The sequence below is a fragment of the Pseudomonas sp. Ps21-P2 genome (genome assembly GCF_039672565.1).
Classification (GTDB): domain Bacteria; phylum Pseudomonadota; class Gammaproteobacteria; order Pseudomonadales; family Pseudomonadaceae; genus Aquipseudomonas.
On record NZ_JBDFPL010000009.1, the window covers coordinates 284,870 to 304,695 of the forward strand.

General features: G+C 60.7%; 17 protein-coding genes. 14 read left to right on the top strand and 3 right to left on the bottom strand.

All coding sequences use genetic code 11. From position 1 onward, the window contains the following. Nucleotides 1-9 precede the first annotated feature (9 nt). Both ABEH28_RS22750 and ABEH28_RS22755 read right to left on the bottom strand, forming a co-directional pair. Nucleotides 10-1,242, bottom strand: a complete 1,233-nt coding sequence (locus ABEH28_RS22750; RefSeq protein WP_346631130.1) for a patatin-like phospholipase family protein — start codon at nt 1,240-1,242, stop codon at nt 10-12. A gap of 19 nt (nt 1,243-1,261) precedes the next feature. Then, nucleotides 1,262-2,194, bottom strand: coding sequence for a lipid A biosynthesis lauroyl acyltransferase (locus ABEH28_RS22755; RefSeq protein ID WP_192170952.1), 933 nt, complete (start codon nt 2,192-2,194; stop codon nt 1,262-1,264). 142 nt (nt 2,195-2,336) lie between these two features. Here ABEH28_RS22755 and minC point away from each other — a divergent pair, with 142 nt between their 5' ends. The 7 genes from minC (at nt 2,337) to ABEH28_RS22790 (ending at nt 10,548) form a co-directional block, all read left to right on the top strand. Next, nucleotides 2,337-3,083 (top strand): septum site-determining protein MinC, encoded by a 747-nt coding sequence (gene minC / locus ABEH28_RS22760; protein ID WP_346631131.1) that lies wholly within the window; start codon nt 2,337-2,339, stop codon nt 3,081-3,083. A 200-nt stretch (nt 3,084-3,283) separates the two neighbouring features. Further along, nucleotides 3,284-4,096: a septum site-determining protein MinD gene (gene minD / locus ABEH28_RS22765; RefSeq protein ID WP_037013830.1), complete on the top strand. Its 813-nt coding sequence runs from the start codon at nt 3,284-3,286 to the stop codon at nt 4,094-4,096. After that, nucleotides 4,096-4,350: a cell division topological specificity factor MinE gene (gene minE / locus ABEH28_RS22770; RefSeq protein ID WP_037013831.1), complete on the top strand. Its 255-nt coding sequence runs from the start codon at nt 4,096-4,098 to the stop codon at nt 4,348-4,350. Before minD ends, minE begins: the two co-directional genes overlap by 1 nt. Nucleotides 4,351-4,501: 151 nt before the next feature. Next, nucleotides 4,502-5,137, top strand: a complete 636-nt coding sequence (locus ABEH28_RS22775; RefSeq protein ID WP_122623099.1) for a pseudouridine synthase — start codon at nt 4,502-4,504, stop codon at nt 5,135-5,137. A gap of 868 nt (nt 5,138-6,005) precedes the next feature. After that, on the top strand, nt 6,006-7,295 hold the full coding sequence (locus ABEH28_RS22780) for a M18 family aminopeptidase (RefSeq protein ID WP_346631132.1): 1,290 nt from the start codon (nt 6,006-6,008) through the stop codon (nt 7,293-7,295). 426 nt (nt 7,296-7,721) lie between these two features. Further along, entirely contained in the window at nt 7,722-8,120 is a 399-nt protein-coding gene (locus ABEH28_RS22785) for a hypothetical protein (RefSeq protein ID WP_346631133.1), read from the top strand. 238 nt (nt 8,121-8,358) lie between these two features. Further along, complete coding sequence (locus ABEH28_RS22790; RefSeq protein WP_346631134.1) at nt 8,359-10,548, top strand: mechanosensitive ion channel family protein; 2,190 nt, start codon at nt 8,359-8,361, stop codon at nt 10,546-10,548. Nucleotides 10,549-10,554: 6 nt separating this feature from the next. On the opposite strand, the gene ABEH28_RS22795 is transcribed toward ABEH28_RS22790, so the two are convergent. After that, nucleotides 10,555-11,274 carry a UTRA domain-containing protein gene (locus tag ABEH28_RS22795; RefSeq protein ID WP_192170948.1) on the bottom strand — a complete coding sequence of 240 codons (720 nt, stop codon included), beginning with the start codon at nt 11,272-11,274 and terminating at the stop codon, nt 10,555-10,557. A 360-nt stretch (nt 11,275-11,634) separates the two neighbouring features. Between ABEH28_RS22795 and ABEH28_RS22800 the strand changes: the two genes are divergently transcribed. From ABEH28_RS22800 to ABEH28_RS22830, 7 genes are all read left to right on the top strand, one after another. Then, nucleotides 11,635-12,702 carry an ABC transporter substrate-binding protein gene (locus tag ABEH28_RS22800; RefSeq protein WP_282373132.1) on the top strand — a complete coding sequence of 356 codons (1,068 nt, stop codon included), beginning with the start codon at nt 11,635-11,637 and terminating at the stop codon, nt 12,700-12,702. A 147-nt stretch (nt 12,703-12,849) separates the two neighbouring features. After that, nucleotides 12,850-13,656, top strand: a complete 807-nt coding sequence (locus tag ABEH28_RS22805; protein WP_346631135.1) for an alkaline phosphatase family protein — start codon at nt 12,850-12,852, stop codon at nt 13,654-13,656. Continuing rightward, on the top strand, nt 13,653-14,495 hold the full coding sequence (locus ABEH28_RS22810; protein WP_192170945.1) for an ABC transporter permease subunit: 843 nt from the start codon (nt 13,653-13,655) through the stop codon (nt 14,493-14,495). Before ABEH28_RS22805 ends, ABEH28_RS22810 begins: the two co-directional genes overlap by 4 nt. Next, complete coding sequence (locus tag ABEH28_RS22815; protein ID WP_346631136.1) at nt 14,482-15,279, top strand: ABC transporter permease; 798 nt, start codon at nt 14,482-14,484, stop codon at nt 15,277-15,279. Before ABEH28_RS22810 ends, ABEH28_RS22815 begins: the two co-directional genes overlap by 14 nt. Before the next feature lies 1 nt (nt 15,280). Further along, nucleotides 15,281-16,267, top strand: a complete 987-nt coding sequence (locus ABEH28_RS22820) for an ABC transporter ATP-binding protein (RefSeq protein WP_282373136.1) — start codon at nt 15,281-15,283, stop codon at nt 16,265-16,267. Nucleotides 16,268-16,400: 133 nt separating this feature from the next. After that, nucleotides 16,401-17,054 carry an HAD family hydrolase gene (locus ABEH28_RS22825; RefSeq protein WP_346631137.1) on the top strand — a complete coding sequence of 218 codons (654 nt, stop codon included), beginning with the start codon at nt 16,401-16,403 and terminating at the stop codon, nt 17,052-17,054. A 179-nt stretch (nt 17,055-17,233) separates the two neighbouring features. Continuing rightward, nucleotides 17,234-19,783 (top strand): hypothetical protein, encoded by a 2,550-nt coding sequence (locus ABEH28_RS22830; RefSeq protein ID WP_346631138.1) that lies wholly within the window; start codon nt 17,234-17,236, stop codon nt 19,781-19,783. Nucleotides 19,784-19,826: the final 43 nt, after the last annotated feature.

A 19,826-nucleotide genomic window follows, 5' to 3' on the forward strand; every position in this document is an offset into this window, starting at 1 on the left:
GCAGGGCAACTACTCCGGACGCAGGAAGCGCATCAACTCATCCTTCTGGGCCATCGCGTCGCGGCGGCCCAGTTCGATGAGCTCACTGCAATAACCCGATTCGAACAACAGATAGCTGAGCACCCCTGCCCCGCTGGTCTTGGTCGCACCCGGGCCGCGCAGAAACGTGCGCAGCGCCGGGGGCAATTCGCGGCGATGACGGGCGGCGATTTCATCGATGGGCTGGCTGGGCGAAATCACCAGCACTTCGACCGGCGCCAGGGACTGAATGGGCGTCGAGTCTGACGACTGCGGCCTGGGCACGTCGGGCCCGGGCAGCATGCGGCTGACCAGATTCAGCCGTTCCAGCAATTCAATGTCGCTTTCGAGGCTGTCAATGAACGTGCTGTTGAGCATGTGCCCGCCGATCTGCGCAAGACTCGGTTGCACGCCACGGACCGCTCGCGGCACGGGCGGGTTCGCGCCGGGGCCACGGGGGTTGCCGCTGACGCCCACCACCAGCACGCGGTTGGCCCCCAGGTGCAGCGCCGGACTGATCGGCGCCGACTGCCGCACCGCGCCGTCACCAAAATATTCCTGCCCCAGTTTCACCGGCGCGAACAGCAACGGAATTGCGGAGCTGGCCAGCAGATGGTCAATGGTCAAGCGCGTCGGCAGGCCGATCCGGCGATGCCGCAGCCAGGATTCGATCGTGCCCTTGCCCTGATAAAACGTAACCGCCTGCCCCGACTCGTAACCGAATGCGGTGATCGCCACTGCGCGCAGATGCTTTGCTTCGATGGCTTCGTCAATGCCGTCGAGGTTGAGACGTGCGGTCAGCAGATCCTTCAGCGGTGAGCTGTTGAGCAGCGCCACCGGCACCTGTTGGCGACCGATGCCCAGCAGGCTGCGACCGAAGAACCGCGCCGCCTGCCGAACGACGCCGGCCCAGTCACTGCGCAACACTTGATGGCTGCGAAAGCCCTGCCAAAACTCAGTGAGTTCGTGAATTGCCGTACGAAATTGCGCGGCGCCGCTGGCCAGCTTCACCGCGTTGATCGCCCCGGCGGAGGTGCCGACGATCACCGGAAAAGGATTTTTGGCGCCGACCGGCAGCAGGTCGGCGATGCCCGCCAGCACGCCCACTTGATACGCCGCACGAGCGCCGCCGCCGGACAGGATCAGCCCGGTCACTGGCTCGACGCCGGGAGCCAAGGCTGAGGCGTTGCGCACCGCGTGTTGTTCTGTGGCGCTTGTCGTCATGGGGTCTCAGCTCTTGGTTTCAGCCACGCTTCTTGTACAGCTTCGGCTCGCCCGGCGGCCGACTCTTGAAACGCCGGTGCGCCCACAGATACTGCTCGGGGCATGCGGTGACGGCGCGCTCGACCCATTGATTGATGCGAATGCAGTCGGCCTCGTCGCTCTCCCCCGGAAAATCGCTCAGAGGCGGATGGATCACCAGCTTGTAGCCACTGCCATCGGCCAGACGCTCCTGAGTGAACGGCACGACCAGCGCGTGGCCGAGCTTGGCGAATTTGCTGGTGGCCGGCACGGTGGCGGCCTGAATGCCGAACAGCGGCACGAAGATGCTCTGCTTGGCGCCGTAGTCCTGATCCGGCGCATACCAGATCGCCCGGCCCTTGCGCAGTTGCTTGATCATGCCGCGCACGTCTTCGCGCTCGACGGCGATGGAATCCATGTTGTGGCGCTCGCGGCCGCGTCGCTGAATGTAATCAAAGAGCGCGTTCTTGTGCTCGCGGTACATGCCGTCGATGGTGTGCTGCTGGCCGAGCAAGGCCGCGCCGATTTCCAGGGTGGTGAAGTGCAGCGCCATGAGGATCACGCCATGGCCGTCCAGCTGCGCCTGCTTTAAATGATGTAGGCCGTCGATGTGCGCCAACCGCGCGAGACGGGGCTTGCTCCACCACCAGCTCATGGCCATTTCAAAAAACGCGATGCCGGTGGAGGCGAAGTTTTCTTTCAGCAGGCGTTTGCGCTCGGCCTTTGAATACTGGGGGAAACACAGCTCGAGGTTGCGCGCGGCAATCACCCGCCGATCGGTTGCCTGGTAATACATGACCCAGCCCAACGCACGGCCAATCACCAGCAACACGCGAAACGGCAACTGCACGATCAGCCAGAGCAAGCCCAGCCCCAGCCACAGCAGCCAGAAGCGGGGATGAAGAAAATGAGCTCGAAAACGCGGGCGATCCATTACAGCTTCCGTCAGGACAAAGGCGGGCATTCTACATCGGTTCGCGCGGATCGTGCCGCCGTCGGTTGCGCCTCCCTTGCGGCTGGCGGGCGTTATCGTTATAAGTCTCGGCACTTTTAGCGACAAGCCGCTGTATGCCGACATGAGCCAAATCGAATTGCAAGACAAGGACCCCGTGTTCCAGCTGAAGGGCAGCATGCTGGCCATCACTGTGCTGGAACTGGCCCGCAACAACCTCGAAGCGCTGGATCGTCAACTGGCGGCAAAAGTCGCCCAGGCGCCGAACTTCTTCAGCAATACACCGCTGGTGCTGGCCCTCCACAAACTGCCGCCGGATGAAGGCGCGATCGACCTGCCGGCGATGATGCGCATCTGCCGTCAGCACGGTCTGCGCACCCTGGCCATTCGGGCCAACCGGATTGAAGACATCGCCGCCGCCATTTCCATCGACCTGCCGGTGCTGCCGCCTTCGGGCGCGCGCGAGCGACCGCTTGATCCGACGGAAGGCGAAGTCAAAAAGAAGCCGGAAATCATTGAAAAGCCGCCCGAGCCGCTGATCAAACCGACCAAGATCATCACCGCCCCCGTGCGCGGCGGTCAGCAGATCTACGCCCAAGGCTCGGATCTGGTAGTGATTTCCTCGGTCAGCCCTGGCGCCGAACTGCTCGCCGACGGCAATATTCACGTGTACGGCCCGATGCGCGGCCGCGCGCTGGCGGGGATCAAAGGCGATACCAAGGCACGGATTTTCTGCCAGCAAATGGTCGCCGAACTGATCTCGATCGCCGGCCAGTACAAGGTGTCCGAAGACCTGCGCCGGGATCCGCTATGGGGTGCCGGTGTGCAGATCAGTCTGTCCGGCGACGTGTTGAACATCACCCGTCTTTAACGGATACTGCGCCATTTTTAAGCCACTCTGATTCGTCGCGAAAACGACGCGAAGGCACCGGGACGTTCGGGATATTTTTTTGTTCGCCCGAACAGGAATTCCTTCACGGGTTCCGATCACCGCCCTCGCCCGCTTTAGTTGCGCCGTCATGAGGGGCTCTTCAGGGACTCAACGTCCTTTTCCTCTAGGGGTGATACACCTTGGCCAAGATTCTCGTGGTTACATCCGGCAAGGGTGGTGTGGGCAAGACCACCACCAGCGCCGCCATCGGTACCGGTCTCGCACTGCGCGGCCACAAAACAGTTATCGTCGACTTCGACGTCGGCCTGCGTAACCTCGACCTGATCATGGGTTGCGAGCGTCGCGTCGTTTATGACTTCGTCAACGTAGTCAACGGCGAAGCCAACCTGCAGCAGGCGCTGATCAAGGACAAGAAGATCGAAGGTCTTTACGTCCTCGCTGCCAGCCAGACCCGTGACAAGGATGCGCTGACCAAAGAGGGCGTTGAAAAAGTCCTGATGGAACTCAAGGAAACCTTCGAGTACGTCGTCTGCGACTCCCCTGCCGGTATCGAGACGGGCGCTCACCTGGCGATGTATTTCGCCGACGAAGCCATCGTCGTGACCAACCCTGAAGTGTCTTCGGTCCGTGACTCGGACCGCATGCTGGGCCTGCTGGCCAGCAAGTCCCGCCGCGCCGAGCGTGGGGAAGACCCGATCAAGGAGCACCTGCTCCTGACCCGTTACAACCCTGAGCGCGTGAGCAAGGGCGAGATGCTGGGCGTCGAAGACGTCAAGGAAATCCTCGCGGTGACTCTGCTGGGCGTGATTCCGGAATCCCAGGCCGTACTCAAGGCGTCCAACCAGGGCGTGCCGGTCATCCTTGATGATCAGAGCGACGCTGGCCAGGCGTACAGCGATGCCGTTGACCGTCTGTTGGGCAAGGACCGTGAGCACCGCTTCCTGGACGTACAGAAAAAAGGATTTTTCGAACGCCTGTTCGGGGGTAACTGATGAGCATTTTTGACTTCTTTCGTGCCAACAAAAAGCCCAGCACCGCGTCGGTAGCGAAAGAGCGTCTACAGATCATCGTGGCGCATGAACGCGGCCAACGCAGCACCCCGGATTACCTGCCCGCCTTGCAGAAGGAGTTGGTCGAGGTGATCCGCAAGTACGTCAATATCGGCAACGATGACGTGCATGTCGCCCTTGAAAACGACGGCAGCTGCTCGATTCTGGAACTGAACATCACCCTGCCTGATCGTTGATCGAAACGGCAGTCGCCACGGCGGCCCGGTTGCCTGAATCCCTTTAAGGAGTCAGGCAAGCGCGCCGCCGTTGGCGTTATTGAAGATCTGTTTTCTGCGCCGCGATGGCTGCTGCGATCGCGGTGCACCTGTTTGAGTGATGAGGCGTTCAATGCCGCTGTCCAACGTTCATATCCTCCACCAGGACGACGCTGTCCTGGTGGTGAACAAGCCCACCCTGCTGCTTTCGGTCCCTGGTCGCGCTGACGATAACAAGGACTGTCTGATTACCCGCCTGCAGGAAAACGGCTACCCCGAGGCGCGAATTGTCCATCGGCTGGATTGGGAAACCTCCGGGATCATTTTGCTGGCCCGTGACGCGGACACCCACCGTGAGTTGTCCCGGCAGTTTCATGACCGCGAGACGGAGAAGGCTTACACGGCGTTGGCGTGGGGCCAGCCAGACCTGGACAGCGGCAGTATTGATCTGCCATTGCGTTACGACCCGCCAACCAAGCCGCGTCATGTGGTGGATCATGAGTTGGGCAAGCATGCGTTGACGTTCTGGAAGGTGCTGGAGCGGTATGACACCCATTGTCGGGTCGAGCTGACGCCGATTACCGGGCGGTCGCATCAGTTGCGGGTGCATATGTTGTCGATCGGGCATCCGTTGCTGGGCGATGGTTTGTATGCGCATCCGGAGGCGCTGGCGGCCTATCCGCGGTTGTGTCTGCATGCGAGCATGCTGGCGTTTACCCATCCGGGGACGGGCGAGCGGGTTCGGTTCGAGTGCCCGGCGCCGTTTTGATTTCGTTAGTCAGGACAGACTGAAGATCAAGAACATCTGCCTAACGGCAGATCATTTCGCCTTCGGCGAGTTACTTGGAAAAGCCCCCCAAGTAACCAAGGGTGCCTGCTCTCGGTTGGGCCCGACTTCGTCGGGTTCCTTCACTCCGGTCTCGCTCCGTGGGCCCGCCGCCATCCGCCATCCATGGCGGGGGGCGGCTCTCGCGGCATCCATGCCGCTCGGCCCACTCCGCGAAACCTCCGTTCAGCCTGCACCAAAGTCGCGTTTTGCGGTGTCTGGACTTTTTGTGTAGGAAGATCAAAAGCACAGCAACAGCAACAGCAACAGCAACAGCATTCGCGAGCAAGCTCGCTCCCACAGGGAAGGGGGCCGGTCTGCAAAACTGCCAGCGCACATACTGGCCTCTTCCCGGCTAAAGCCGGTCCCACTAAACAACCGCGTGCAGTCAGTGGGACCGGCGGCTCCCCCGCAGGACCGGCTTCAGCCGGGAAGCTTTTAATCTTGATCTTCAAACACAAGAATCCCAGACGACATCAATCGCGACTTGGGTGCAGGCTGAACGCAGGTGTCGCGCAGTGGGCCGAGCCGCATGGATGCGGCGAGAGCGCCGTCAGGACATGGATGTCCGTTCGGCGCGGGCCTACGGAGCGGGACCGGAGTGAAGGAACCCGACGAAGTCGGGCCCAACCAGGAGCAAGCACCCTTGGTTACTTGGGGTGCTTTTCCAAGTAACTCGCCGAAGGCGAAACAGTCTGTCCCCAGACAGACGCTCTTGATCTTAAGGATCTTGATATTGATCTTGATCTTGATCTCGATCAAAACACCTTTTGGCCTGTAAACTCCCGCCCATTGCTGCCTGGAGTAACCTATGCGCGAAGAGTTGAATCAGGGCCTTATCGATTTCCTGAAGGCCTCCCCCACCCCCTTTCATGCCACCGCCAGCCTGGTCCAACGCCTGGAAGGCGCCGGCTACCAGCGGCTCGACGAACGCGAGCCCTGGTACACCGAAGCCGGCGGCCGCTACTACGTCACCCGCAACGACTCCTCCATCGTCGCCTTCAAACTCGGTCGCCTGCCGCCCCTCACAAGCGGCATCCGCCTCGTGGGCGCCCACACCGACAGCCCGTGCCTGCGCGTCAAACCGCAACCCGAACTGCAACGCCAGGGCTTCTGGCAACTGGGCGTCGAAGTCTACGGCGGCGCCCTCCTTGCGCCGTGGTTCGACCGCGACCTCTCCCTCGCCGGCCGCGTCACCTTCCGCCGCGACGGCAAAGTCGAAAGCCAGTTGATCGACTTCAAACTGCCCATCGCCATCATCCCCAACCTCGCGATCCACCTCAATCGCACCGCCAACGAAGGCTGGGCGATCAACCCGCAAACTGAACTGCCGCCGATCCTGGCCCAGGTCGCCGGTGATGAACGCCCCGACTTCCGCGCCCTGCTCACCGACCAACTGGCCCGGGAGCATGGCCTGAACGCCGACGTCGTCCTCGATTACGAACTCAGCTTCTACGACACCCAAAGCGCCGCCGTCATCGGCCTGAACGGTGACTTCATCGCCGGCGCGCGGCTCGACAACCTGCTGTCCTGCTTCGCCGGGCTGCAAGCGTTGCTCAATGCCGATGGTGACGAGACCTGCCTGCTGATCTGCACCGACCACGAAGAGGTCGGCTCGACGTCTGCATGCGGCGCCGACGGCCCGATGCTGGAACAAGTGCTGCAACGCCTGCTGCCCGAAGGCGACGATTACGTGCGCACCATTCAGAAATCCCTGCTGATCTCCGCCGACAACGCCCACGGCGTGCACCCGAATTACGCCGAAAAGCACGACGCCAACCACGGCCCGAAACTCAATGCCGGCCCGGTGATCAAGGTCAACAGCAACCAGCGCTACGCCACCAACAGCGAAACCGCCGGGTTCTTCCGCCACTTGTGCATGGCCGAAGAAGTGCCGGTGCAGAGCTTCGTTGTGCGCAGCGACATGGCCTGCGGCTCGACGATCGGCCCGATCACGGCCGGTCATCTGGGCGTGCGCACCGTTGACATCGGCCTGCCGACCTTCGCCATGCACTCGATCCGTGAATTGGCGGGCAGCCAGGACCTGGCGCATCTGGTGAAAGTGCTATCAGCGTTTTATGCGAGCGCCGAGTTGCCCTGAACGACGCTTGGTAAGAGCGCGCTAGTCCGCGGTTAGCATTGGCGCCAGTCATTTCCCCAATCCGACCTAACTTGACAGCACTGCTTCTCAAAAGAGCATGCTGTCATGGATGACTACCTTATCCTTCTCATCCTCGTCGTGATGAGATTGCTTTTGCTGTGTGTCGGTTTCAGCTAACGCGATTACAGCAGCGGCATTGCATCTATCACATTTGGCATGCTGATGATGCTGTACGGAAGTTGTCAAGATTCTCCCAAGAGTCGCATGAGCGATGCCCTCTCAGTACAGGGTCACACATAACTAATAGCCAACAGCAATAGAGGCAATCGCAAAAACGTCTAGATGTTCGGCTCGCAATTACTTGACCCTCTGTCCTCCACTGCCAATACTTTGCTTGCAATCTAATCACGCAAAAGGAAATGCGTAATGAGCATAAAAAGCTTGGCCCCGCCCATCGTTAAAAAACTCCAATTCAATGGACAACAGTACACAACTGCAGAAGGATTCAGTTTTGGCGTTTTTGTAGACGGCGATACAATTAAGGCTGGCGATGAAATCACTGTTTATATCGCTGAAGTAACACGGGTCGATGGAGGTCCTCCCCCGCCTGGGCCATTCCCTTCATCCAAACCGCTCCCCGTCGGCGCATCTGATATATCCAAGGTGTTGACGATTGAGCTGACCGGTCCGCAGCTATACGGTTTATTTCAGCACCCCGCAGGCAGCCAGGTGACGGTTAAGTACTCAGTAAAAGATAGCAGTGATCAACGTGCCTACTCAGAAGTATTCGAGTTCATTGTTACAGATACAACCAGAGAAGAATAAATACATCAGAGCAATAGTGGTGCTCGACTGAGCTGGCTACTTGGTCAACTGTTGTAGTCGCCAGGCGGCCTCGGGTTTTCTATCAAAACTCTGGCCGCTTGACGATGTTGATAAATAACTAAGCCAAAATCCACTCGCCACACCCCTCATCCCCTCGTAAACTCATCCGCCTCTGCTTGACCCGGCACGGTTCCCCACACGCCCCCCAAGCGCCTGTCTATCCGAGGTTTGTTTCCAGGTGATCGCTCCCACCCGCCTTTCCGTTCTGCCCCGCCTGTTCCTGCTTTGTCTGCTGGCGCTGTTCCCGTTTGCGTTGACCCACGCCGCTGGCCTGCCAAGTCTGCTCAGTGGCGGTGACAAGACGCAGCCCCAGGCCCAGGAGCCGTTGGGGCAGTCCTTGGACGAGGTGATCACGTCGCTGGAAAACGATCAGCAGCGCAGCAAGTTGCTTGATGACCTGAAGAAGTTGCGGGACGCCACCAAGAAGGCGCAGCCGACCGTGGAGCAAGGCGTGCTGGGCCTGATCGGCAGTTCGTTCGCCGAGCTGGAGAAACAGTTCACCGGCGCGGACAGCCCGCTCAGCCGCTGGGGGGACGAAGCGGCGCTGGCGCAGGACGAACTGATAGCGCTGATGCTGCCGGCCAACCAGTGGTGGCCGATCATCTGGGGCTTTGCCGTGGTGCTGGCGATCTGGGGTTTGCTGGCGGCGGCGTTGATCTGGCTGGGCCACAAGGTGCGCCTGCGCTTCGGCCTTTCTGCCGAGCTTCCGCAGCACCCACGCCTGTCGGACATGCTGCGCTTCGCCCTACGCAAGCTGGGCCCGTGGCTGGTGGCGCTGGTGATCACGATCTACCTGAGTTACTCGCTGCCACCCTCGCTGGGTAGGGATCTGGCAATGGTGCTCGCCTACGCGCTGGTGGTCGGCACGCTGTTCTCGGCGGTGTGCGTCATCGCGTTTTCCCTGCTGGACGGGCCGCACCGCCACCAGGCGCTGTACATCCTGCGCCATCAGGCGTTTCGCCCGTTGTGGTGGATCGGCAGTTTTGCCGCGTTCGGCGAGGCGTTGAGCGACCCGCGTCTGGTCGCCAGCCTTGGGGTGCACCTGGCGCACACCGCCGCGACCCTGGCCAATGTCATGGCTGCGCTGTCCACGGGATTGTTCATCATCCGCTTCCGTCGCCCGATCGCGCATCTGATCCGCAACCAGGCGCTGTCGCGTCGTCTCAAACGTCGCGCCCTGAGCGACAGCATCGAGGTCCTCGGCACGTTCTGGTACTTGCCGGCGCTGGTGCTGGTGGGCGTTTCCCTGTTCGCCACCTTCTTTTCGGCGGGCGACACCAGCACCGCCTTGCGTCAGGCCCTGATCTGCACCGTGCTGCTGGTGTTGTGCATGGTCATCAACGGCTTGGTGAAACGCCATTCGCTCAAGCCTGGCCATGCCCACAAGCGTCACGCGCTGTATTCGGACCGCCTGAAGAACTTCTTTTACACGGTCGCGCACCTGCTCATCTGGCTGGTGTTCATCGAACTGGGCCTTCGGGTCTGGGGCCTGTCGCTGATCCGCTTCGCCGAGGGCGACGGCCGCGACATCAGTCTCCGGCTGATCGGGCTGGCGGCGACCCTTATGTTTGCCTGGCTGATCTGGATTCTCGCGGACACAGCGATTCACCACGCCCTGACCCGCTCGCGCAAAGGCTTGGCCAATACCCGCGCGCAGACCATGATGCCGCTGATCCGCAACGTGCTGTTCGTGACCATTTTCATCATCGCGTCGATTGTCGCGTTGGCGAACATGGGCATGAACGTGACGCCGCTGTTGGCCGGTGCCGGTGTGATCGGCCTGGCCATCGGTTTCGGCGCGCAGTCGCTGGTGGCGGATTTGATCACCGGGCTGTTCATCATCATCGAAGATTCCCTGGCCATCGACGATTACGTGGACGTCGGCGGTCACCTGGGCACGGTGGAAGGCCTGACCATCCGCACCGTGCGCCTGCGTGACATCGACGGCATCGTCCACACCATCCCGTTCAGCGAGATCAAGAGCATCCAGAACTACTCGCGGGAGTTCGGTTACGCGATCTTCCGCATCGCGATTCCGGCGAACATGAACATCGACGACGCGCTGAAGATGGTCCGGGATGTCGGCCAGAAAATGCGTACCGATCCGCTGCAACGGCGCAACATCTGGTCGCCGCTGGAGATTCAGGGGGTGGAGAGTTTCGACTCGGGCAACGCCATCCTCCGCGCCCGCTTCAAGACCGCGCCGATCAAGCAATGGGAAGTGTCGCGGGCGTTCAACCTGTCGCTCAAGCGCTATCTGGATGAAGCCGGCATGGACCTGGCGACGCCGCGCCTGAACGTGCAGGTCAGCACCAGTGGCGGGCGTGTGAACAAGGTGCGCGAGAAAAAGGACGACGCGTCGGTGTAAGCCGGGCTAGATATCCGCGACCACCGCGCTCACGTGAATCGCGTCGTGGCGCCAGTACTCCAGATCGCAATCGATCAGCCGCCCGCGCTGATCGTGGTTGACCCGGGCGATCCGCAGGCCCGGGCTGCCGATGGAGACTTTCAACGCCGCCGCCGCTTCCACGGGCAACGCCGTGGGCACCATCTCGAAACGCACCTGGCCGTAGCGAATGTCGTAGTGGCTGGCGTAGAGCTCAGTCAGCGACTGGTTCAGGTCCTTATCGAGAATATGCGGGAAGTAATCGGGGTTGAGGTAGTGCTCGACGTAAAGCACCAGCCGCTCATCAATCCGGCGGGCGCGGCAGATCTGGATCACGCTGGACAGCGCCGGCAGTTGCAGCAGCCCGCAAATCACCGCCGATGCAGGTTGCAGCCGCGCGGAAATCACTTGGGTGGCAGGCACTCGGCCCTGGGCCTGAACCATCGCGTGAAAGTGGCTGCGGCGCATCAAGTCATAGGCCAGTCGCGGCGGTGAAATGAACCAGCCTCGGCGCTCCTCGCGGTAGATCAAACCTTGGGCTTCGAGCTGCACCAGCGCTTCGCGTAAGGTAATGCGCGTCGTGTCGAAGACCTCACTCAATTTGCGTTCAGCGGGCAACTTGCTGCCCGGCGGCAACAGGCCGTGTTCGATCTGCTCTTGCAGCGCGTTGCAGATGGTCGTCACCGCTCGGGGCATTTCTTCGCGCATTACGTTACCTATCTGGACTAGACCAGCGCTATTTAAGGGCAGTGTCGCTCGCCGAATGGCCCGTTTCGGTGCTCCAGAGCCTAGGCGGCCTAGATGACCGTTGCGTGACATTCCAGCCAGGAGCGGCAGCAAGACTAGCGCTCAGGAAATCATCCGGGCCTTTTAGATCAGGCGGTTGAGCATGGTCTACGCTCATTTCACAGCGATCGCCCGGGCTGTTGCTGGTCATAGCAAGAGTCGGTCCAGACACGAAAGCGTCATGTAACTGGCCTAACTTGGCTCAGGTATTGCTGACCTAGACCAACCATCCGCAACGAACACTTCTATGAGTCCGTCGAGAAGTGCACAAAGGAGCTTCGAATGAAACACCTTTTGCTGGCATCACTCCTGGGTTCGGCCATCGCGCTGAGCACTTCGGCCATGGCCGCCGACACCGACCTGAAAACACTCGAAGCCGCCGCCAAGGCTGAAGGCGCGGTCAACAGCGTGGGCATGCCCGATGACTGGGCGAACTGGAAAGGCACCTGGACCGACCTGACCGCCAAGTACGGTCTGGTGCACATGGACACCGACATGAGCTCGGCTCAGGAAGTGGCCAAGTTCGATGCGGAAAAAGACAACGCCAGCGCCGACATTGGCGACGTGGGTGCCGCATTCGGCCCGATCGCTGTGGCGAAGGGCGTGACCCAACCCTACAAGCCGAGCACCTGGGCGCAAGTGCCGGAGTGGGCCAAGGACAAAGACGGTCACTGGGCGCTGGCCTACACCGGCACCATCGCTTTCATCGTCAACAAAAAGCTGCTGCACGGCTCGGACGTACCGACCAAATGGGCTGACCTGAAGAATGGTAAATACAAAGTCACCATCGGTGATGTCAGCACTGCGGCCCAGGCTGCAAACGGCGTATTGGCCGCTGCGATCTCCATGAAAGGCGATGAAACCAACCTCGCGCCGGGCCTGCAGTTGTTCACCGAACTGGCCAAACAAAAGCGCCTGGGCATCAACAACCCGTCGATTCAGTCGATGGAAAAAGGCGAAGTGGAAGTGGGCGTGGTCTGGGACTTCAACGGCCTGAGCTACAAGGCCAAGATGTCCAATCCTGACGACTACGTTGTGCTGATCCCGTCCGACGGTTCGGTGATCTCGGGCTACACCACGATCATCAACAAATACGCCAAGCACCCGAACGCTGCCAAGCTGGCCCGTGAGTACATCTTCAGCGACGCCGGCCAAATCAACCTGGCCAAAGGCAACGCGCGCCCGATCCGCGCCGAACACCTGACCCTGCCGCCAGACGTGCAAGCCAAGCTGCTGCCTAACGAGCAGTACAAGAACGTGACGCCGATCAAAGACGCGGCAGCTTGGGAAAAAACCTCGAAAGCCCTGCCACAACTGTGGAACGAGCAAGTCATCGTCGAGATGCAGTGATCCTTTACTGCTGATGCAGGCCCCTTGTAGGAGTGAGCTTGCTCGCGATTTCGGTGTGTCAGTCAAGCTGTCTGTCGCAGGCATACCGCGATCGCGGGCAAGCTCACTCCTACAGCAATGTTTGGGGATCCCCCCTCCGGAGACGCCATGAAACACAACGTCATCCTCATCCTGCTGGACGGCCTGAGTTACAGCGTGGCGCACCATGCGATGGGGCATTTGCTGGCCTACCGAAATGCAGGCCGCGCGGCGTTGTACAAACTCGAATGCGAACTGCCGTCGCTGTCACGCCCGCTGTATGAATGCATTCTGACCGGCGTTGCGCCCATCGACAGCGGTATCGTGCACAACCAGGTGTCCCGGCTTTCCACCCAGGTCAGCGTGTTCCATTACGCCACCGATGCCGGGCTGACCACCGCCGCTGCCGCGTACCACTGGGTCAGCGAGTTATACAACCGCAGCCCCTTCATTGCCGCACGCGACCGTCACACCGACGACGTCGACCTGCCGATTCAACACGGGCATTTCTACTACGTCGATCACTACCCCGATTCACACCTGTTCGACGATGCCGAGCATCTGCGAGCCGCCCACGCACCGCACTTCCTGTTCGTCCACCCGATGAACATCGACGACGCCGGCCACAAGCACGGCCTCGACACCCCGCAGTACCGCAACAGCGCGCGTACCGCCGACATCATTCTCGCCGAGTACCTGCAGCGCTGGCTGGATGCGGGCTATCAAGTGCTGGTGACCGCCGACCACGGCATGAACAACGACCGCTCCCACAACGGCGTGCTGCCGGAAGAACGCGAGGTCCCGTTGTTCGTGCTTGGTGACGCCTTCAGCCTCGACCCCGATGCGCAACCGAAGCAAACCGAGATCTGCGGCACCGTCTGCGAACTGCTCGGTGTGCCCCACGACAAACCTGTGTGCAGAGAGGTGCTCAAGTGAATTCACAAAGCCGCGGCAAATGGCTGGGGCTGTTGTGCCTCGTGCCGTTTGCGGTTTTCTTCATTGCGTTTCAGATCGCGCCGCTGGCCTGGGTGGCGATCAACAGCCTGCAATCGGACGCCGGCTGGGGCATCGACAACTTCATCAAGGCCTTCAATTCACGCTTCTACCGCCAGGCCATGCAGTACAGCCTGGAGATCAGCTTCTGGTCGAGCCTGATCGGCATCGTCATCGCGATTCTCGGCAGTTATTCCCTGCGCAAAGTGCCGTCGCGGCTGCGGGATTTCGTCAGCGCCTTCGCCAACATGACCAGTAACTTTTCCGGCGTCCCGCTGGCGTTTGCCTTCATCATCCTGCTCGGTTTCAACGGCGCGCTGACGCTGATTCTCAAACAGGCCGGGATCATCGATGACTTCAACCTGTACTCGAAAACCGGCCTGATCATTCTCTACACCTACTTCCAGATCCCCTTGGGCGTGCTGCTGCTCTACCCGGCCTTCGATGCGCTGCGCGAAGACTGGCGCGAGTCGGCGTCACTGCTGGGGGCCAGCGGCTGGGATTTCTGGCGGCACATCGGGATTCCGGTGCTGACGCCTGCGCTGCTCGGCACCTTCGTGATCCTGCTGGCCAATGCACTGGGCGCCTACGCCACGGTGTATGCGCTGACCACCGGCAATTTCAACGTGCTGCCAATCCGCATCGCGGCGATGGTCGCCGGCGACATCACGCTGGACCCGAACATGGCCAGCGCCCTGGCGATGATTCTGGTGGGGATGATGACGCTGGTGACCGTCGTGCATCAGTGGCTGTTGAAGAGGAGCTACCATGTCTCGCGCTGAACGCCGCCCGCCGGGGCTCTACCACCGCGTCGTGGTGTACTTGCTGTTTCTGATTCTGCTGGCGCCGCTGCTGGGCACCTTTGTGTATTCCATCGCCACCAGTTGGTCAGCGACGATTCTGCCCGACGGCCTGACCTACCAATGGTACGTCGCGCTGTGGAGCGATCCGCGTTTTCTGCGCGCGTTCGGCCAGTCGTTGCTGGTGTGCGTCGGCGCGCTGGTGCTCTCGGTGGTGCTGATTCTGCCGCTGCTGTTCGTCGTGCATTACCACTTCCCCAAGCTCGACGCGCTGATGAACATCCTCATCCTGTTGCCCTTCGCGGTGCCGCCGGTGGTGTCGTCGGTGGGCCTGTTGCAGCTCTACGGCTCGGGGCCGCTGGCGATGGTCGGTACGCCGTGGATCCTGATCGGCTGCTACTTCACCTTGGCATTGCCGTTCATGTACCGGGCGATCACCAACAACCTGCAAGCGATCAACCTGGTCGATCTGATGGACGCCGCGCAACTGCTTGGCGCCAATACCTTTCAAGCCGCGTTTCAGGTGGTGCTGCCGAACCTGCGCAAGGGCCTGATGATCGCCCTGCTGCTGTCGTTCTCGTTCCTGTTCGGCGAGTTCGTCTTCGCCAATCTGCTGGTCGGCACCCGCTACGAAACCCTGCAGGTGTACCTCAACAACATGCGCAACAGCAGCGGCCACTTCAACAGCGCGCTGGTGATTTCCTACTTCCTTTTCGTACTGCTGCTGACGTGGGCGGCCAACCGACTGAACAAGGACAAAGACTGATATGAGCTTCGTCAGTGTCGAAAACCTGCAGAAAAATTACGGCAGTACGGCGGTCTTCAGCGACATCAATTGCGAAATCCAGAAAGGCGAGTTCGTCACCCTGCTCGGCCCGTCCGGCTGCGGCAAATCCACCCTGCTGCGCTGCATCGCCGGGCTGACGTCGGTGACCAGCGGCAGCATCTTCCTGGATGGCAAGGACCTGGTGCCGGTGTCGCCGCAGAAGCGCGGCATCGGCATGGTGTTCCAGAGCTATGCGCTGTTTCCCAACATGAACGTGGAACAGAACGTCGCCTTCGGCCTGCGCATGCAGAAAGTCAGCACCGATGAAATGAAGCAGCGCGTGGCCGAGGTGCTCAAGTTGGTGGAGCTGAACGAGTTCGCCACGCGCTATCCCCATCAGCTGTCGGGGGGGCAGTGTCAGCGCGTCGCGTTGGCGCGTTCCCTGGTGACCCGCCCTCGCCTGCTGCTGCTTGATGAACCGCTGTCGGCCCTCGATGCCCGCATCCGCAAGCACCTGCGCGAGCAGATCCGTGCGATTCAGCAGGAGCTGGGCCTGACGACGATTTTCGTGACCCACGATCAGGAAGAAGCGCTGACCATGTCCGACCGGATTTTCCTGATGAATCAGGGCCGAATCGTCCAGAGCGGCGACGCCGAAACCCTGTACACCGCGCCGGTCGATGCGTTCGCCGCCGGCTTCATCGGCAACTACAACCTGTTGGAGGCCGACGCCGCCAGCCGCCTGATGCAACGCCCGATCAACAGCCGCGTGGCGATCCGCCCGGAAGCGATTCAATTGAGCCTGACCGGCTCGCTGGAAGGCGAAGTGCGCAGCCACAGCCTGCTGGGCAACGTGATCCGCTATCGCGTCGAGGCCCGGGGCGTGGAACTGGTGGTCGACGTGCTCAATCGCTCGGCCAGCGACTTGCACCCGAACGGCCAGCGCGTCACCCTGCACATCGAAGCGTCGGCGTTGTGTGCCGTTTGAAGCGGCAAGCTTCAAGCGACAAGCTGCAAGAAAAAGCTGGATCACCGCCGCTCCCTCTTGCAGCTTGCCGCTTGACACTTGTAGCTGCGCGCCAGACGCCGACCGAACCCACACTGACCAATGGAGCGCGCGCGTGCCTTTAGCAATTTTCGATCTGGACGAAACCCTGATCCACGGTGACTGTTCCAGCCTCTGGAGCGAACAGATGGGGCGGCTGGGCTGGGTCGATCCCGAGTGGTTCATGAAGAAGGACCATGAGCTGATGGCCGCCTACGGCAGGGGCGAACTCGCCATGGAAGATTACATGGCGTTCAGCCTGGACCCGATGGTCGGGCGCACGCCGGAGGAAGTGGATTTTCTGGTGGGGCCCTGGGTCGAGGACTACATCGAGCCGATCATTTTCAGCGATGCCACCAAAGCCATTGCCGAGCACCGCGCTGCGGGCGATCGCATTCTGATCATCTCGGCGTCGGGCGTGCATCTGGTCAAGCCCATTGCCGAGCGCATCGGCGTTGATGAAGTGCTGGCCATCGACCTGGAAGTCGCCCACGGCGTTTACACCGGCAAGACCAGCGGCGTGCTCACCTACCGCGAAGGCAAGATCACCCGCTTGATGGCATGGCTGGATCAGGAAGGCGAAAACCTGGAGGGCGCGAGTTTCTATTCCGATTCGCGCAACGACCTGCCACTGCTGGAGAAGGTAGATTTTCCTCACACAGTGAACCCGGACCCCGTGCTGCGCGAGAGGGCTGAACAAGCGGGCTGGCCCATTCACAGCTGGAAATAACCCTCCACGCAACGGCCGGACACACCTCTGAACTTGTCATCTGCCCAACAATGACAGGCAGTGCTGCACGCCGTTAAAGCCGACCAAAGGCAGCAAAACCTGTCACTTCTGACAGTAGTCAGTTCCTTCAATCCGGCGCCCAATGACTCCTGGAAATTTCCCGACAGGAGTCAACCGCCATGACCTCAGCGCCGCGCAATTCGTCTCGCCCTTCCAGTGAAACCAAAGCCCTCGACAAGCTGGAAATTCCCGGTGGAGTAGGCCCTCTCCCCGAGCCACCCGCTGCGCCCAGCCAGACGCTATGGGGCATCAACCACGGCGCCTTGCTGGATAACTTTCCGCAAAACGGCTTGCAGCTCTATATTCCGGCGTGGTCGACCATGGGTACCGGCGACAGCGTGTCGGTGTCGCTCCTCTCTGACCCTGAGCATAATCCAGGCCAGCCCGTGGAGGTCACCTCGGAGTCCATCACGGCGGAGGAGGTCAACCAGCGGGTGACTGCCTTTATTCAGGCCAGGCACCTCAATTCCGGCATTTACACCCTGTGGTACAACGTGAAGCGGCTGGGCCAGGAAGTTGAGCGGTCCGACCCCACCGACATAATGGTCAAAATCGAGCGCCCCGGTGGCAAAGATCAGGACGGGGATACCCCCGGGCATTCGGCACTAAGACTGTCAATGCCGCCGGAGATCGTTGAATTTGGCGTAGATGATGAGGATGCCAAGGCGGGCGTGCCGGTCACGATTGCGCCATACCCTGAAATGGCTGAATGGAACGTCATCAAGCTTTCCTGGGGCGGGAAGTTTGTGTACCACCAGGTCACTGCAGAGGAAGTGAATCAACCGATCGTGATCACCGTTGACGAGGCAGTCATTCTTGAGGCTGGAGACTCAGACAATGAAGGCCTGGCCGTGACCTATGAAGTCTCCGACATCGTCGATAACCGCTCGGAGGACTGGGCCGCCGAGATCCGTATCACCGTCAGGACCGATACCTCCCGGCTGTCCTCGCCGATTGTCCGTGAAGCAACCAGTAACGTGCTGGACCTGGACACATTGGGGAGCAGCCCGGTAACGGTGGTGGTCTGGGCGTCCAATAATCGCAAGATGACGAAGCAACTCTACAAATCATTAACGCCGCAACAGGCCGCGCAGTTGCGCGCGTCGATGGGCAAACAGGCACTCTCGCGTTTCGGGGAGGTCAAGGATGGCTTCCTCCTGGGCGACAAGATCGTGGTGAAGTTGACGGGCACCACTGCCGAGGGCCAGCAGGTCACCCATGAGGCGCCGGAAGTCATTATCGACGACTTGCCGGATATGTACGAGATACAGATTCCCAACGCCGTGGTCCGACAGCTGGCTCAAACCCAGGCGGCTTTCTCTTATTATTTGCTGCATCAGGACAGTACCAGGTCGGAGTCCAACGGGGCGTTCATCAGTGTCATTGGCGAGGCCGTGCGCATGGCCGCGCCGGTTGCCCTTGATGCCGCGCAGGGCGCGATCAATCCGAACCTCCCCATCACGACCGTGCAGATCCCGTGGGATGACAGCATGGCGGCCGGCAATCAGCTCGTCCTGAAATGGATCGGCACCCGACCTGACTTGAGCATTTACGACCCGCTGTTGAGCCCGCATAACATCACCAACGGCGAAGCGACCAACAAGGCTCCGATCAATATCACCGTACCGGGCACGCACCTCAAAGCGATCGAGGGCGGCACCCTCGGGTTGTATTTCATCCTCGTCAAAGATGTGGAAGGCACGCCCGTCAACCGCGAATCCGCCCGCGCCACAACGCTGAACATCGGCCAGCCGCTTGCCGAGTTACTGGCGCCAGCAGTTGCAGGGATCGATGCCTATGGAGTGATGGATCCCCAGTTACCCGGAACAAAGCTGACCGTTACGGCCTACCGGGAAATGGCCATGGGCGATGAAGTGCATTACCTGTGGCATGGCATCGCTTTCGACGTGGAAGACTGGATCACGATCACATCACTCACCCTGAACAAAGACATAGTGTTCGAGATTTCTCAAGCAGCTATTTCAGGCAACAAGGGCGGCACTGTCGAGGCCTCGTACTGGGTGAAGCGTGCGGATCGCCGCAGCGATTCCGAAAAGCTGGTGTTCAGCATCGGTCAGCCGGTGGTGCTCGACCCTCCCGTGATCAGCAGCATCACGGACTCCAACGAGCAGGAAATCCCCGACAACGGTTCGACAAACGACACCAGCGTGACCCTGCGTGGCACCGCGGCACCCAACCTTGGCCTGGAAGTATTTGACGGCACTACCTCCCAGGGCAAACCGGCTGCAGACGCGGACGGCCAGTGGATGTTCGGGATCAGTGGTCTGGCTGTTACATCCCACGCCATAAAGGCCAAAGGGCTGTATGGCGATCAAGCGGAGTCGGCGGTGCGCACCTTCAGCGTCAACGCCATGCCTGCCAATCCGGTCATTACCAGCATCAAGGACTCAAGCGGCGACGAAATACCGGACCACGGCACGACTTCCGACCGAAGACTGACATTTGCTGGTACGTCCTATCCAAACCTGGAAGTGAAGCTCCTGGACGCCCCGAGCGAACAAGGAGGAGGCGCGCAGCTCGGTACTGTGATGGCCAGCGCCAACGGCCAGTGGACATTAGAGGTCGCCGTTCTTGAACACCCTTCCCATCGTGTCTGGATTCTGGGTAACGGGGCGCCCTCCCGCCTTCGGTATTTCACGTTGGTATGAAAAGCGAGTGCGGCGGGGACATGGGGTTCACGCCGCGATGAAT